Annotated in this window: 10 protein-coding genes and 1 pseudogene; all 11 read left to right on the top strand. The window is 39.7% G+C overall.

Translation table 11 applies throughout. The annotated features are described in order from the left end of the window. Positions 1–183: 183 nt before the first annotated feature. The 11 genes and pseudogenes from BTR1S_RS10500 to BTR1S_RS10455 all read left to right on the top strand — a co-directional run bounded on the left by BTR1S_RS10500 (position 184) and on the right by BTR1S_RS10455 (position 16,112). Positions 184–1,095: a diacylglycerol kinase gene (locus BTR1S_RS10500; RefSeq protein WP_006637367.1), complete on the top strand. Its 912-nt coding sequence runs from the start codon at positions 184–186 to the stop codon at positions 1,093–1,095. A gap of 52 nt (positions 1,096–1,147) precedes the next feature. Continuing rightward, positions 1,148–2,536: a 23S rRNA (uracil(1939)-C(5))-methyltransferase RlmD gene (rlmD, locus tag BTR1S_RS10495; protein ID WP_029419887.1), complete on the top strand. Its 1,389-nt coding sequence runs from the start codon at positions 1,148–1,150 to the stop codon at positions 2,534–2,536. Positions 2,537–2,806: 270 nt separating this feature from the next. Then, a complete protein-coding gene (locus BTR1S_RS10490) occupies positions 2,807–3,376 on the top strand; it encodes a restriction endonuclease subunit S (protein ID WP_029419886.1) in 570 nt (189 codons plus the stop codon). A 20-nt stretch (positions 3,377–3,396) separates the two neighbouring features. Further along, positions 3,397–4,989, top strand: coding sequence for a type I restriction-modification system subunit M (locus BTR1S_RS10485; protein ID WP_029419885.1), 1,593 nt, complete (start codon positions 3,397–3,399; stop codon positions 4,987–4,989). Continuing rightward, positions 4,979–6,223: a restriction endonuclease subunit S gene (locus BTR1S_RS10480; RefSeq protein WP_029419884.1), complete on the top strand. Its 1,245-nt coding sequence runs from the start codon at positions 4,979–4,981 to the stop codon at positions 6,221–6,223. The genes BTR1S_RS10485 and BTR1S_RS10480 overlap by 11 nt, the downstream gene beginning before the upstream one ends. Positions 6,224–6,245: 22 nt before the next feature. Continuing rightward, positions 6,246–9,404: a type I restriction endonuclease subunit R gene (locus tag BTR1S_RS10475; RefSeq protein WP_029419883.1), complete on the top strand. Its 3,159-nt coding sequence runs from the start codon at positions 6,246–6,248 to the stop codon at positions 9,402–9,404. Positions 9,405–9,586: 182 nt separating this feature from the next. Then, positions 9,587–10,732 (top strand): hypothetical protein, encoded by a 1,146-nt coding sequence (locus BTR1S_RS10470; RefSeq protein WP_029419882.1) that lies wholly within the window; start codon positions 9,587–9,589, stop codon positions 10,730–10,732. A 264-nt stretch (positions 10,733–10,996) separates the two neighbouring features. Further along, positions 10,997–12,112, top strand: a complete 1,116-nt coding sequence (locus tag BTR1S_RS10465; protein ID WP_029419881.1) for an MrcB family domain-containing protein — start codon at positions 10,997–10,999, stop codon at positions 12,110–12,112. 305 nt (positions 12,113–12,417) lie between these two features. After that, positions 12,418–12,522, top strand: a pseudogene (locus BTR1S_RS23710) (hypothetical protein); the annotation flags it as partial. A 252-nt stretch (positions 12,523–12,774) separates the two neighbouring features. After that, positions 12,775–14,640: a beta-glucoside-specific PTS transporter subunit IIABC gene (locus BTR1S_RS10460; protein ID WP_029419880.1), complete on the top strand. Its 1,866-nt coding sequence runs from the start codon at positions 12,775–12,777 to the stop codon at positions 14,638–14,640. Positions 14,641–14,645: 5 nt separating this feature from the next. Next, positions 14,646–16,112, top strand: a complete 1,467-nt coding sequence (locus tag BTR1S_RS10455; protein ID WP_006637376.1) for a glycoside hydrolase family 1 protein — start codon at positions 14,646–14,648, stop codon at positions 16,110–16,112. Positions 16,113–16,140: the final 28 nt, after the last annotated feature.

The raw sequence follows: 16,140 nt of genomic DNA, 5'->3' as shown, positions 1-16,140 counted from the left end.
TTTCATACTATTTATGATTTTACAACAATTACTTCGCAAAGTCTCTTTTACCATTTTTTAGTGCAATTTATCTAATGTTAAACAAAGATCACCCCCATTTTGTTGCGATTTTTTTAACAACTAGTATAATTAAAGGTTGTTGGTAAAGAAATGATACGGATACTCTAATAGGATGATGAAAACATGAAACGTGCACGAATCATATACAATCCGACTTCCGGACGCGAACTTTTTAAAAAAAACCTTCCCCAGGTGCTGCAAAAATTCGAACAGGCCGGCTATGAAACCTCATGCCATGCCACAACAGGGGAAGGAGACGCCGTTCAGGCCGCCAGAAGCGCCGCTGAGAGGCAATTTGATTTAATTGTCGCAGCGGGCGGGGACGGGACGTTGAACGAAGTCATCAACGGATTGGCGCCTTTGGAAGAGCGTCCGAATCTCGGGGTGATTCCCGTCGGGACGACAAACGACTTCGCGAGAGCCCTTGGCATTCCGAGAGAGGATATTTTAAAGGCCGTTGACACAATACTAGAGGGTGAAGCCCGGCCGATCGACATCGGACGCGTAAACGGCCAATACTTCATCAATATCGCCGGAGGCGGACGCCTGACCGAACTGACATATGATGTCCCCAGCAAATTAAAAACGATGCTCGGGCAGCTCGCCTATTATCTCAAAGGTATGGAAATGCTTCCTTCATTAAAGCCGACCGAGGTGGAAATCGAATATGACGGCAAGCTGTTCCACGGCGAAGTGATGCTGTTTTTGGTGATGCTCACCAATTCAGTCGGCGGCTTTGAAAAACTCGCGCCGGACTCGAGCCTGAACGACGGCATGTTTGACCTGATTATTTTGAAACGAACGAATCTTGCGGAATTTATCCGGCTGGCCGGACTCGCTCTCCGCGGCGAACACATTCATGATGAGCATGTCATTTATACGAAGGCGAACCGCGTCAAGGTAACGCTGAAGGATAAGATGCTCTTGAATCTTGACGGCGAATACGGCGGAGAACTGCCGGGCGAATTCGAAAACCTCTACCGCCACATCAACGTCGTCATGTCCACTGAAAAAGCACAAAGACTCGATGATTGAACTTGGTCTCAAGGCTACGCGGGCCAAGTTTTTCTTATAGCAGGTGAAAATTATGAAACAAAAAGCCCCCGTACAAAAAAATGAATATTATGATGTTGTATTTGAAGATTTGACACACGAAGGCGCAGGAGTCGCCAAAGTCGACGGCTTCCCGATTTTCGTCCCGAACGCCCTGCCTGACGAAAAAGCGCAGATCAAAGTAACACGGGTCAAAAAAGGCTTCGCCTTCGGCCGCCTCATCGACCTGAAAGAAGAAAGCCGCTTCCGCACTGACGCGCCGTGCCCGATCTACAAGCAGTGCGGCGGCTGCCAGCTGCAGCACATCAATTACGAAGGCCAGTTGCTTTATAAGCAGAAGCAGGTCAAAGACGTGCTCGAACGAATCGGCAAACTCGACCTCAGCCGCGTCACCGTCCATCCGACCCTTGGCATGGAAGACCCGTGGAACTACCGAAACAAAGCGCAGGTCCCTGTCGGCGAACGGGAAGGCGGACTTGTCGCAGGCTTCTACCAGCAGCGCAGCCATGACATCATCGACATGAACGAATGCCTGATCCAGCAGTCGGAAAACGACCGCGTCGTTCAAGCGATTAAAGAGATCTGCGGCAAATACGGCATCAAAGCGTACAACGAAGAACGCCACAAAGGCTGGCTCAGACACATCATGGTCAGATACGGCGCCGCGACAGGCGAAATGATGGTCGTCTTCATCACAAGGACAAACGACTTCCCGCACAAAGCGAAAATCGTCGAGGAGATCACCGCGGCATTCCCGCACGTCAAATCGATCGTCCAAAACATCAACCCGAAAAAAACAAACGTCATCTTCGGCGACGACACAACCGTCATCTGGGGAGAAGAATACATTTACGACACCATCGGAGAGATCAAATTCGCCATCTCCGCGAGATCCTTTTACCAAGTCAACCCCGAGCAAACAAAGGTGCTCTACGACAAAGCGCTCGAGTACGCTGAACTGAACGGCGAAGAAACCGTCATCGACGCCTATTGCGGCATCGGCACGATCTCGCTCTTTTTGGCGAAGCAGGCGAAAAAAGTATACGGCGTCGAGATTGTCCCGGAAGCGATTGAGGACGCAAAGCGAAACGCCGAGCTGAACGGCATTGAGAACGCTGAGTTTGCCGTCGGTGAAGCAGAAACGGTGATTCCGAGGTGGTATGAGGAAGGAATTTCAGCTGACACGCTAGTGGTCGACCCGCCGCGCAAAGGCTGCGACGAGGCATTGCTGCGGACGATTGTTGAGATGAAGCCGAAGCGTGTTGTGTATGTATCGTGCAACCCGGGAACCCTGGCGCGCGATTTGCGGGTGCTTGAGGATGGCGGGTATGAGACGCTTGAGGTGCAGCCTGTTGATATGTTTCCGCATACGAGCCATGTGGAGTGTGTGGCAAAGTTGGTGTTAAAAGGTACAGTCGATTAAACTGTGCCTAATAGTTTAAAACTTTACGGATGACATCTTTTCTTCTTCAAAGACTTAATCTTTATGATGATTCGACAAGACTCGTTTCATTTATTGTTCTCTTTCATTTGATAACTTTTTTGAAGGCCCGGATTTTATCCTGGTCTTTTTTGGTGTAATTAGTAAAAATTACACGGTGAATTGTTGACGGGGTATTTTTAGAGTGATATGATTCAAATTGTAATTAGATTGAGTAATTTTATAGAAATACTCTATCGATGAGGGTGGGATATGAAACTTGAAGATATTGTAACGGTTAAGATAGGAAGAAACCTTTCTAGAGGCAACGTTAAAAATGATCATACATTAGTTGCTTATACATATGAAGATTTAATGAATGATTTAGATGGCTCATTTCTAGACTCGCAAGCTAGTTTTGATGCTGGACATTCAAATCATAAAGAAAGCTATTTGAGCAATGCCGGAGACGTTGTTTTCAGCTTTGTTAGTTCCAAAGCTGGAATAGTGAGTGACTTAAACCGAGGGAAAATCATCAATCAGAATTTTGCGAAACTCATGATCGAACATGATGAATTGGATCGTAGCTATTTATGTTATGCGTTGAATGAATCGTACGCAATGAAAAGGCAAATGGCAATTTCCATGCAAGGAAGTGCTGTGCCAAAATTAACTCCAGCGATTTTAAAAGAGTTGGAAATCCAGTTACCAAGTATTGAGAAACAAAGAATAATTGGAAAAGCTTATTTCTGTTTAAGAAAGCGTCAAGCTTTGGCAAAGAAGCAAGCAGAACTTGAAGCGCAACTTTTTTTAGAAGTATTAAAACAATTAGACCAACAATAGAAAAAGTGAGGAACACAACCATGGCTGAATTACACTCAAAACTATTTAGTGCCGCAGACAACTTACGAAGTAAAATGGACGCATCAGAATATAAAAACTATTTATTAGGTTTAATCTTTTACAAGTACTTATCTGATAAGTTATTAGAAAAAGTAGTAGAAATAGCGGGTGAATCGTTAGAAGAATACAACACACAAGACAAACAAACTCAATTGTATATGGAATCCTTAGCAGATGAAGAGATAAAAAATGACTTGATTGAAACGTTAGTCGATACATTGGGCTATGATATTGAACCAAAGTATTTATTCAGTGTATTAGCCAACCAAGCGAAACAAAATACGTTTCAGCTGAATGACTTGAATAAGGCATTTATCGATTTGTCTACGAAGTATGATCAATTTAATGGGTTGTTTGATGATGTAGATTTGACATCAAAAAAACTGGGATCAGATGATCAACAGCGAAACATTACGATTACAGAAGTACTGAAGAAACTAAATGATGTCAATGTAATCGGTCATGATGGAGATGTGATTGGGGATGCCTATGAGTACTTAATTGGCCAATTTGCCTCAGAGGCTGGTAAGAAAGCGGGGGAATTTTACACACCTCATGAAGTATCTGACATGATGGCGCGTATTGCCGCAATCGGTCAAGAAGACAAAAAATTGTTTAGCGTATTTGACCCCACGATGGGATCTGGTTCTTTGATGTTGAATATTCGAAACTATATTAATTATCCAGATAGTGTGAAATATCATGGGCAAGAACTAAACACAACAACTTTTAATCTAGCGAAGATGAACTTGATTTTGCATGGTGTTAATAAAGAAGATATGCGTTTACGCAACGGGGATACATTGAATAAAGATTGGCCGACAGATGAGCCTTATACCTTTGATGCCGTTCTTATGAATCCACCATACTCTGCAAAATGGTCTGCAGATACAACATTCTTAGATGATTCACGTTTCAATCGTTACGGAAAGTTAGCACCAAAATCAAAAGCAGACTTTGCTTTTCTTTTACATGGATTCTACCATTTGAAAGATTCGGGAACAATGGCCATCGTCTTACCGCATGGGGTCCTGTTCCGTGGAGCTGCAGAAGGTGTGATTCGTAAGAAATTATTAGAAGATGGCAGCATTGATGCTGTAATCGGTATGCCAGCAAACTTATTCTTTGGAACCTCGATTCCAACAACAGTCATCATCTTGAAGAAAAATCGTAGCACTCGTGATGTATTATTTATTGATGCCAGTAAAGAGTTTGTCAAAGGAAAAAACCAAAATAAACTTTCTAAAGAACATATTGATAGGATTGTCGAAACGTATAAGAAACGAGAAGATGTCGAGAAATATGCCCATGTTGCAACATTCGAGGAAATCAAAGAGAATGATTTCAATTTGAACATCCCTCGATACGTAGATACCTTTGAGGAAGAAGAGCCTGTGGATATGGCTGCAATTGGCTCAAAAATCAAAGACATTCGAAAAGAAAAAGCAGAACTAGAGTCTAGCCTTTATGACATGATTTCTTCACTACAATATGATGAAAAAAATGCAGACTGGATTAAGGCTGCGTTAGAGGTGTTTAATCGTGGAAAATAAACGATCGCCAGAGATTCGATTTTTAGGATTTACTGGAGAATGGGAACAGCGTAAGATAGGAGATCATGCAGAAATATTGACAGGTGGAACTCCAAAAACTCAAATTAAAGAATATTGGGAACCAAGTGAAATTCCGTGGATGTCATCTGGTGAGGTTAATAAAAAACGTCTCTCATCAACGGACAACATGATTTCCATTCTAGGATTCAAAAATTCAAGTGCTCGTTGGGTAAAAGAAAATTCTATTTTAATTGCATTAGCTGGCCAGGGGAAAACTCGTGGAACAGTGGCTATAAACGAGATACCACTAACAACGAATCAATCTATTGCAGCAATTGTTCCGAAGGAGGAACTGCACTACGAGTTTGTGTTTCAGAGTCTAGAAAAAAGATATGAGGAGTTACGATTAATTTCATCAGGTGATGGAACCCGTGGAGGTCTTAACAAACAATTAGTTGCTGATGTAGTAATAATATCACCATCAATTGCAGAACAATTTAAAATCGGAAACTTTTTCAAACAACTAGATGACATGATAGCTCTTCACCAGAAAGAACTAACCACCCTCAAACAAACAAAACAGGGATTCTTGCAAAAAATGTTTCCAAAAGAAGGGGAGTCCGTGCCGGAGGTTCGGTTCCCGGGATTTACTGGAGATTGGGAAGAGTGCAAATTGGGAGATATTGGTAAATTTAAAAATGGAATGAACTTTGATAAAAATGCTATGGAACATGGTCATCCATTTGTGAACTTACAAGATATTTTTGGAAGGAATATTGTAGATAATTCAAATCTTGGTTTTGCAGAAAGCAGTGAAAATCAAAGAAAAGAGTACAATTTAAAAAAAGGAGACATTCTATTTATTCGTTCATCTGTTAAACCAGAAGGAGTTGGAGAAGCAGCACTTGTACCCAAAGATTTAAAAGACACAACATATTCAGGTTTTATTATTAGATTTAGACCGACGATCGAGATGGATAATCAATTTAAAAGATTTATTTTTGGGACAAAGTCAATAAGAAAACAAATTTTGTCACATTCAACAAGCAGTGCAAATACCAACATTAATCAAAAGGCGCTGGAAAAAATTAAAATTAAAATCCCTTTATGTGAAGAACAAAAAGAGATAGGGGGATTTTTCCGAAATCTTGATAATACTATCGCTCTTCATCAACGTGAATTAGATGCCTTAAAAGAAACGAAAAAAGCATTTCTACAAAAGATGTTTGTCTAAGCCGAATAGAGGAGAGAGAATCATGACAAAGATACCGCATAAAGATGAAGCTCAAGTAGAACGTCGCCTGATTGAAGTGTTAGGTGAAGGGCATAATCAGTGGAATTATCGTCCTGATTTAAAAACTGAAGAAGATCTATGGAAGAACTTGCGTCAAAAGATTACACAAAATAACTTATCAGAAATTGGGGAACATCCAATTACTGATAAGGAATTTGACACGATAAAGACAGAGTTATTATCGAAAACACAGACCCCCTTTGATGCTGCTAAATGGCTCAAAGGGGAAAATGGAATTGCCCGGATTACGATTGAACGTGAAGATGTCTCTTTAGGTTCGATATCTTTAGTGCTGTATTCTAACCAAGACATAGGTGGCGGAATCTCTACATATGAAGTTGTTCATCAGATTGCGAAACAGAAGGCTAACGTTGATGGTCGTGATCGCCGATTTGACGTGACACTCTTAATCAATGGGTTACCAATTGTTCAAATTGAATTGAAGCAGGTCAGTGCCAAAGACGGCGTATTTCAAGCCTTTAATCAAATCAAGAAATACTCAGAAGAAGGGATGTTTAGAAATAATATCTTTTCTACTCTTCAGTTATTTGTCATTTCCAATGAACAAACGACTCGCTATTTTGCTAATGCGATGCCAAAAGACATGCATAAGAAATTAGTCTTTAGCTGGCGGACAACGGACAATCGAAAAGTAGAAAATCTCTATGAATTTGTAAAACGCGTCTTAAATATTCCAGATGCCCATCGGTTGATTGCCGATTATACAATTGTAAGTGAGGACCAAGACAACAAAGCTGTAATAGTATTAAAACCATATCAAATTCATGCGATTCAAGCTTTGTTTACATCTGCCATGAAACATCAATCCGGCTATGTTTGGCATGCGACTGGTTCAGGAAAAACGTTGACAAGTTTTGTTTCTACGAAGTTATTAGCTCGCAAACCAGGTGTAAATCGTACCATTATGCTGATTGACCGAAAAGACTTAGACAATCAAACGACGACTGAATTCACCAAATTTGCTTCCGAGTTTAATACCGGTATTTCTTCTGGTAATGCCAAGTCTAATAGCTTGATTGTCGGAACCGGAAGTGCGAAAGAGTTAAGTGATACTCTACTATCTGATGCCAATTCCAATACAGTGATTATTACCACCCGTCAAAAATTAGAAGCTGCCTTGCGCTATGCCCAAAGGCAAGAGGAGCAAAAAGGTACTCAGCGCTTTAAGAAACTGCTAGGGCAACATATTGTCTTCGTCGTGGATGAGTGCCATCGTGCGTTAAGTGCAGAAGGGATGCAAGTCATTAAGGAGTTCTTTCCAAATTCAACTTGGTTTGGGTTTACAGGTACACCGATATTTAACGAAAATAAAAAACAGGCAAAAGGTCAATTAGCTCGCACCACTCGGGATCAATATGGAGAAGTTTTGCACACCTATACCATTAAAAATGCATTGGATGATGGTGCTGTTTTAGGGTTTCAAGTAGAGCACGAAGATACGATTGATCCAACATCATTAAATAATTATATTTTTAATCAACTGCGTCAAAATGAAAAATACGCCAATTTGACTGCAGATGAAATTAATCACATCATTGATCAAATGGACGGAATAGAAAAGGAAGCATATCTTGAACCATCTTCGTTTGAAAGTGATGATCATATTCAAAAAGTTATTCATAAGATTTTCAGGCCGGATAATGCCTATACTAAATTTGATTTCCAAAACGGCCGCCCGCAAAAGTCTGCCATTTTAACAACCAGTTCCATTGAAATGGCGAAACGCTACTATCGGGCAATCAAGGAAATGACGAAAGATCCAGAATGGTTGACGAAAGAGTTTGCTGGGCATCCGATTCGAACGGGGCGTACGATTGAAGATCCGGATTTTCCACGAATTGCAATCACCTATTCGATTCAAGAAAACGAAGACAATTCGAAACAAATTCAAGATGAAATGAAAGAGATTATTAAGGAATATAACGATTATTATCACACTGCTTGGTCGATAGAAGATATTGAACGATATAATGGTGATATTAACAATCGTTTAGCTCGTAAGAAAGCAGAGTTCAAAGAATTTGGTAAACAAATTGACCTTGTCATTGTTGTCGATCGGTTATTGACTGGTTTCGATGCACCAACGATACAAACATTATTTGTGGATCGAAATTTAAGTTATGCGAATTTGATTCAAGCATTCTCTAGAACCAATCGTACTTATCCAGGAAAGACAAAAGGATTAATTGTGACATACCGGAAACCTTCAACAATGGAGCAAAATGTAAAGAATGCGACGAAGTTATATTCACAAGCACAAGAGGAATCTAGTCTTGTTTATCCGACTTATGATGAATCGAAGAAACGCTTTAAAAAGGCTCACAAAGCGCTAACTACGTTAGTTCCAAACCCAACCGATATTGATGAGAACACATCTCTTGAAACCCGAATTGAGTTCGTGAAAGCATTTCAAGAGCTAAACAATTCATACGAAGCTTTAGTTACATATAATGACTACAACGATGATATGGAGAAATCAACAGCACTTCAAGAACAGGTGAAAACTTTAGAAGAATATATTGGTATATATAACACGGTTAAGGGTTCACTCGAAGATGAAGGAAACCAAGATGGACCGGGACCAGATTTCTCAGACATTGAATTCTATGGAGAAAATGCAGTTAAGATCTATGATATCGACTCAACTTATATTGACCGACTATTAGAAACATACTCGGCCAATAATCAGAACATCCGCGACGAAATCGAAAATGCCCTTCAAAAACTGAAGAAATCAGAAATTGTTAAGGACGTATACCGCACAATGTTAAATGCTATTGATACCAATGAAATAGATGGAGAGCAAGATATTCTTGCAGTGAAACGAAGCTTCTTCACTAAAGCACGTGACAAAGCGATTCATGAATTTGCGAATACATGGTTTGTGGAAGAAGATGAGCTGCATCTATCTGCAATTCAATATGTGATAGGAATAAATTCTATTCCTAATATTGGTAAAATCAACAATAGTGGGCAATTTGATAAGTATAAAGCCGTACATCCAGATGCAAAACCATTGAAATATAGACCAGAAATGAAGCGTCAATGGAAAAAAACATTAGATGAAGTCATTGTACCTTTGAATGATGAGTTGAGATAAAGTCGTTTTGAAATTAATGCCTTTCTTTAAAAGAAGCTAGAGTCGCAGGATTTTCAAACCGACTTTTGCTTGGAATCATAATCGGGTGAGCAAAATGAATGGCAACACATTAAAGTTATCTAAAGACAGATCTAATCAGCAGAGGTAAATAAAATAAAAAATTAGAGCAAGGAGGATTGATAATGGTAACAATTGACTTAAAAGAATTTCAGAAAAAACTAGCTCAACATAAAGTTTATGATACTTGGCAATATGTTGAGAGCTTGAATGAAACCCTTGTCTTTATGAACGTTTCGTACCGATTATTAGAAAATGGATATAGCCAAAGAATAAAAGCTTTGTCTGATAAGGGACAAAAAATAATTGAAAAGGCAGTTGATACTGGATCAGCGTCTATAACAGGAGAAGACTTAAATTGTACTAATTTAAATATTGCAGGGCTGGAAATCGACGACATTATCTTTTTGCAGAAAAATACAATGGAGTTTTTTCACTATGCAAGAATAAGTATGGATGTTTTGTTTCAAATAATTAATGCAGCACTGTTTGGTGATCAGTCTAGTGATCCCACTGATAGAAAACTAGTTCAAAATGTACTACGCACATTGGATAGTATAACCGCTTTTTCAAAATTAAGCTCTTTACTTAATAAAAATAAGAATGATAAAAATTATAAGTATTTGCAGGCTTTTGATAATTACATAAAGCATATAAAGACTATTCTAGTTACTGTGAAAAACAGCTTAATAATAGGAAATTCTAATGAATTTTTAATTAGAGAATTCATTTATAATGGTGTGACGTTTCCAACAGTAAATGCTCTTGATAAAGTTAGAGAGATAAATGATTATGTGATAAAGACAATTAATGATATTTTAAAAGAAGTACAGAATCAGTTAAACAACTGCCTTGACACCTCTAAACGAATTCATACTATAAATTTTAAGCTACAAGTTAAAGAAACAACAGATTCTAAGATTGTGGACTTTATATCGTTTTTTATAGACGTGGAAAATGATATTAGTGAGCTGCCAAATGAAATTAAAGTTTTTCCTCTTATTGTAAAGCCTAATGATGAAATATATAGCTTTGATTTTAGATTTCATAAAATATTTATCAAGAAAAAAGGATGCGCTGATGAAAAGATAATTGGATGTGCTGAATTACGAAATGGTTTAGAAACAAATGAGTTTTATAGAATATTTGATGTTAGACCTTGCGATTATTCTGAGTATATTGAATATATTTCATCTTTCAGAAATAAGTATCGCAAAATATCTATCAATTATTACGCAATGGAAGGCTCAATAATAGTGTACAAAGGATAGTGAAATGAAAACTGTTGATATATTCCCGCACGTAAGATTAAAAATCTGCACAAGATATCAATGCCATCAACTCGAGTCATGTGGAGTGTGTGGCCGTGCTTGTCAAAAAAGATAAATAAAAATTTAAAAACATAAGCCTCTCCAACCCAGGAGAGGCTTATAATATTATATGAAGGTTCCATTTCTTGCATAAAGTCCTACTGAATAAAGAGGTGTATCAAAATAGAACACAAAATATCAAATCAACTAACGATTAGTGAACAAATGAAGCGCGTTTTATCAGCATATCAACAAGCAAAAAATGAGGAGTTTAAGAGGCACCCGTTGTCACACCTTATTTGTCATAAAATAAAGGATACTCTTTTTAATGTTGTTGACTTAGATCCTAATATATATCATATAGCAGGTTCTGTTGGAAAAGGCCGTTGGGCTGAGATTCCTTGGGTTTCAATTTTTATAAAGAACTTAACGACTACGGCGACAAGAGGCTACTATATTGTTTACTTATTTAGTGCAGATGGAAGCAGTGTTTATGTTAGTTTGAATCAAGGATGGACCTACTTTAAAGAAAAGTATGGAACAAAAATAGGTAGGGCCAAAATCCAAAAAACAGCTTCAATTATTAGAGAAAAACTAAATACCATCCGTCAAAATATGAACCTTTCAAATATCGATTTAAAGGGTGAAGGTGATCTTGCGAGGGGCTATGAGTTAGGACATGTATGTGGTCGTTTTTATGATGTAAGCAATTTTCCAAGTTCAGAAGACATTATAAGCGATTTACAAGCTTTATTAGTTACATACAAAGAAATAGAAGGTCTTATCGGAAACCGATCGATAGAACAGTTTAATGATTTTATTCTGTCCCAGGAAGATGGCCAATTTTTAGAAGACCGGAATAACGAAGAGGAGTATCAGATAGCGGCTCAAACCTTCATCATATCCGAGAATTCGAATGTCGGATATGAAGTCAATCAAAAGAGAGAACGTCCGCAACCAATCATTAATCAAGGTGGTCAAAGGCAATGGACAAGAAATGCAAGTCTGGCTTCAAAAGCTATGGTGCTTTCAAACTATACATGTGAAATTGACTATTCCCACAAAACTTTTATCTCTAAATCTACCAACAAGCCTTATGTTGAATGTCATCATCTTGTCCCTATCGCTAAGCAAGAGGAGTTCAAATATGACTTAGATCAACTGGCAAACTTGGTAAGCCTATGTCCACACTGTCATCGTCTTATTCATTATGGTCAAGATGAGGAGAAGGAAAAACTGTTGAAAAAATTGTATGATCATCGGAAAGATCACTTGAAAAAGGTAGGAATTGAAATTACCTTTTCAGAACTTAAACGAATATATGAAATGTCGAATATTTAGAGTCAGATTAAAAGCTTTGGTCAAGCGCTACCAAGGCTTTTTGATGTTTAACCTAATTGACAAAAGACCCTTACAAAAATTTACACATGTGATAAGATCTTTTTAAAGATAGATAACAATTTTAAAGAGAAAGAGGGAGTTCGGCATAAGCAAGGTCGCTTCAAAAGTGGTTGCGGGGGTTGTTGAACGAATTCCATTTGGCAATGAAAAAGCATAAATATTGCACAGGCGAAGTCAATGTTTTTCGAAATGGAAGAGAATTAGAATGTGCTTGTCTACTTCTCGCTGCTTGAGGAGCGGTGTCGGATGAGGCTTTGCTGCGGACGATGATTGAGATAAAGCCGAAGCGTGCAGTTTATGTGTCCTGTAACCCTGGAACTTTGGCGCGCGATTTGCGGGTGCTTGAGGATGTTCATGATCGCTATTAGGAATAAATTGTAGGCCATTCGACCAGGAAATTTCTTCTTTTAAAAAAACAAAATAAATGTTGACGCTTTCATAAAACCGATATATACTTTAATCAAATCCAATATTGATAAATTAGACATGTGACTGGTCATGCAGGCAGGATCTAAAACCGATAAATTTTTTAATTTGTCGGTTTAGGTCCTTTTTTTATTGCCTAAATACAGGTCTCATGTTTCAGAAAAGGGGGAGAAGCAGTGAATTACACACAAACAGCAAGAGATGTATTGCAGCATGTAGGCGGTAAAGAGAATATTGCCCACTTGGAGCATTGTTCGACACGACTCCGTTTTACATTGATTGATCAAAACAAGGCGGATGTACCGGCACTTGAGAAAACACCAGGTGTCATCGCTGTCCGTATGTCGGGCCAATGCCAGGTTGTGATTGGAAACGATGTCATTGAAGTCTATGAGAAATTGACCGGCCTTCTCGGCGGGGCACCTTCTGGACAAAATGGGTCTTCCAATCAGCCGAAGGAAAAGCGAAAAGCGGGGACTGTACTATTAGACTTCATTGTCGGCGTTTTTCAACCGCTTGTTCCAGCCATTGCGGGCGGAGGGATTTTAAAATCGTTTCTCCTCCTATTCTCGTTATTCGGATTAATGGATGCCAAAGGGCAAACGTATCAGATTTTAAATATGGTTGGCGATGCGCCGCTTTACTTCCTGCCATTGCTGGTAGCGGTGACGACAGCCAATAAACTAAAAGTGAATCCGCTTGTTGCATTATCGGCAGTCGGCGCTCTTATTCTGCCAAACATGACGGCGATGCTGACAGAAGGCGCTCAATTGTTTTCATTCGATGTGAAAAATATTGCGTATGCCTATCAGGTGTTTCCGGCGATTTTATCTGTCCTGCTGTATGCACAGATGGAAAAATGGTTTACTCGTATTTCGCCAAAACCCATTCGTATTTTCTTCGTACCGATGATGTCATTGGTGATTACAGTTCCGATCACTCTCCTGCTGCTGGGGCCAATCGGTTTTACAGCAGGGCAAGGCTTCACAGCACTTATCCTTGCTATGTTTGACAAAGTGGGCTGGGTTGCAGTTGCGATCCTGGCAGCAGTCCTTCCATTTATGGTCGCATCGGGGATGCACAAAGCGATGGTGCCATACGCTGTCACAACAATGGGCAATCTCGGAAAAGAAGCGCTTTACTTGCCTGCGTCGCTGGCACACAATCTCGCTGAAAGCGGGGCGTGTTTCGCAATTGCCCTTCGTACAAAAGATAAAGTGCTTCGTTCAACTGCCATTTCTGCAGGGATTTCCGCATTCTTTGGGATTACCGAACCGGCATTGTATGGGGTGACGTTACAAAATAAACGTGTGCTTAGCAGTGTCATGATCGGTTCTTTCACCGGCGGCATCTTCGTTGGACTTGTCGGGCTTCAAGCGTTTGTTCTTGTTGGACCTGGTCTTGCAAGTATGTCGATGTTCATATCTGACGAGCTTCCGCGCAACTTCATGTTTGCAGTGATCGGTTTTGGCATCTCATTTGTTGTTGCGTTTGCTGCTGCCTTTATTTTAGGAAAGGATCGAAAGACAGAAGAAACGGAAAAAGAAGCAGAGCCAGGTGCTTTCGCTGAAAAACTTGGCGCAGATGAGACGTTCAAAAGTCCAGTCATCGGTCAAATGATTTCACTATCTGATGTAGAAGATGACATATTTTCTTCAAAGGTAATGGGAGAGGGAATTGCCGTTATTCCTTCAAAGGGTGAACTATATGCACCGGTAGATGGCGAGATTTCGCTTCTCTTTGAAACAAACCATGCCCTCGGTATGAAAACAGCAAACGGAGTTGAGGTTCTTTTCCACATTGGAATCGACACCGTTCAGCTAGAGGGCAAGTTCTTTAAACCATTGGTAAAAGTGGGGGATAAAGTCAAAGCAGGTGATCTGCTCATTCAATTTGACCTGGAAAAAATTAAAGAAGCAGGTTATGATCCAGTTACACTAGCAGTTATTACAAATACGGATCAATATGATATAAAAGTAACGCATTTAAAAGAGGTCAATCGTCAAGATACATTGATGGTTGTTACACAATTGGGAGGGTAATCATGATGACAAAAACAAAAGGATTTCCAAAAGATTTTTTATGGGGCGGTGCGATTGCCGCAAACCAGGCAGAAGGAGCTTGGAATGTTGATGGAAAAGGACCGTCTGTTGCAGATATTGCCATGTACCGTTCGAATTTGAGTGTAGAAGATTACGAAGGACACCTTGCTGTTTCTTCTGAAAACATTGATCGCGCAATGAAGGACCCGGACGTAAAAAAATATCCGAAGCGCAGAGGCATTGACTTTTACCATCACTATAAAGAAGATGTGGCTCTCTTTGCAGAAATGGGCTTTAAAACATTGCGTATATCGATTGCATGGAGCCGAATTTTCCCGACAGGAGAAGAAGCGGAGCCGAACGAGAAAGGTCTTCAGTTTTATGACCGTCTGTTTCAAGAAATGAAAAAACATAACATTGAACCAATCGTGACTCTGTCACATTATGAAATGCCATTAGCACTTAGTCTGAAATACAACGGATGGGTTGAAAGAAAAGTGATCGACCTCTTTGTGAAGTTCGCCAATGTGTGTTTTGAACGGTATAAAGATGTTGTGAAATATTGGCTTACCTTTAATGAAATAGACAGTATACACCGCCATTCTTTCATTACAGCGGGAATTATTCCTGACCGCTGTCCGGAGGGGAAAATAGAGGAAACCGTTTATCAGGCATTGCATCATCAATTTGTGGCATCCGCTCTTGTGACAGCAGATTGCCATCGCATCATTCCGGACAGTCAGGTGGGATGTATGCTAACGAAACTCACGACATACCCGCACACTTGCCATCCGAATGATGTTGAACGCGCACTGAAGCAAAACCTTGATAACTATTTCTATGCAGATGTTCAAGTGTTTGGCGAATATCCGCCATTGATTAAACGCATGCTGGAACGAAAAAATATCAATATTAAGATGGAAGCGGACGATCTTGCCATTTTGAAAGAACATACGGTAGACTTCATTTCATTTAGCTACTATATGTCCCTGACAGAATCTGCACAGGAAGGGCTGGAAAAAACAGATGGCAATACGATTCGCGGTGTGAAAAATCCGTATTTGCCCTCAACAGATTGGGGCTGGCAAATCGATCCGGTCGGTTTAAAAATTTCGCTCATTGAATTGTATGATCGCTATCAAAAACCTCTCATTATTGTGGAGAACGGCATGGGTGCGAAAGATGTCGTTGAAAGCGATGGATCAATCCATGATGACTATCGTATTAGCTATTTCAGAGAGCATTTCCGTCAGATGAAAGAAGCCATTGAAGAAGGTGTAGATCTCTTTGGATATACCAGCTGGGGACCCATTGACATTATTAGTGCGGGAACATCTCAAATGTCCAAACGATATGGATTTATCCATGTTGATCAAGATGACGATGGCAACGGGACATTGAAGCGCTCACGTAAAGATTCATTCTACTGGTATAAGAAAGTGATTGAGACAAATGGAGAAGTATTAGACTAAAAAACCGCATTCATGAAAAGGTGATGGC

This window comes from Bacillus sonorensis NBRC 101234 = KCTC 13918, from assembly GCF_001592005.1.
Taxonomy (GTDB): Bacteria; Bacillota; Bacilli; order Bacillales; family Bacillaceae; genus Bacillus; species Bacillus sonorensis.
Note: the sequence above shows the minus strand (reverse complement) of the source record. Positions and strands in the feature narration are given on the sequence as shown.

What these genes read in the sequence shown, in the direction of transcription:
- BTR1S_RS10500 (WP_006637367.1), top strand. Translation starts at nt 184, where the DNA reads ATGAAACGTGCACGAATCATATACAATCCGACTTCCGGACGCGAACTT.
- BTR1S_RS10485 (WP_029419885.1), top strand. Translation starts at nt 3,397, where the DNA reads ATGGCTGAATTACACTCAAAACTATTTAGTGCCGCAGACAACTTACGA.
- BTR1S_RS10470 (WP_029419882.1), top strand. Translation starts at nt 9,587, where the DNA reads ATGGTAACAATTGACTTAAAAGAATTTCAGAAAAAACTAGCTCAACAT.
- BTR1S_RS10475 (WP_029419883.1), top strand. Translation starts at nt 6,246, where the DNA reads ATGACAAAGATACCGCATAAAGATGAAGCTCAAGTAGAACGTCGCCTG.
- BTR1S_RS10465 (WP_029419881.1), top strand. Translation starts at nt 10,997, where the DNA reads ATGAAGCGCGTTTTATCAGCATATCAACAAGCAAAAAATGAGGAGTTT.
- BTR1S_RS10490 (WP_029419886.1), top strand. Translation starts at nt 2,807, where the DNA reads ATGAAACTTGAAGATATTGTAACGGTTAAGATAGGAAGAAACCTTTCT.
- rlmD (WP_029419887.1), top strand. Translation starts at nt 1,148, where the DNA reads ATGAAACAAAAAGCCCCCGTACAAAAAAATGAATATTATGATGTTGTA.
- BTR1S_RS10455 (WP_006637376.1), top strand. Translation starts at nt 14,646, where the DNA reads ATGACAAAAACAAAAGGATTTCCAAAAGATTTTTTATGGGGCGGTGCG.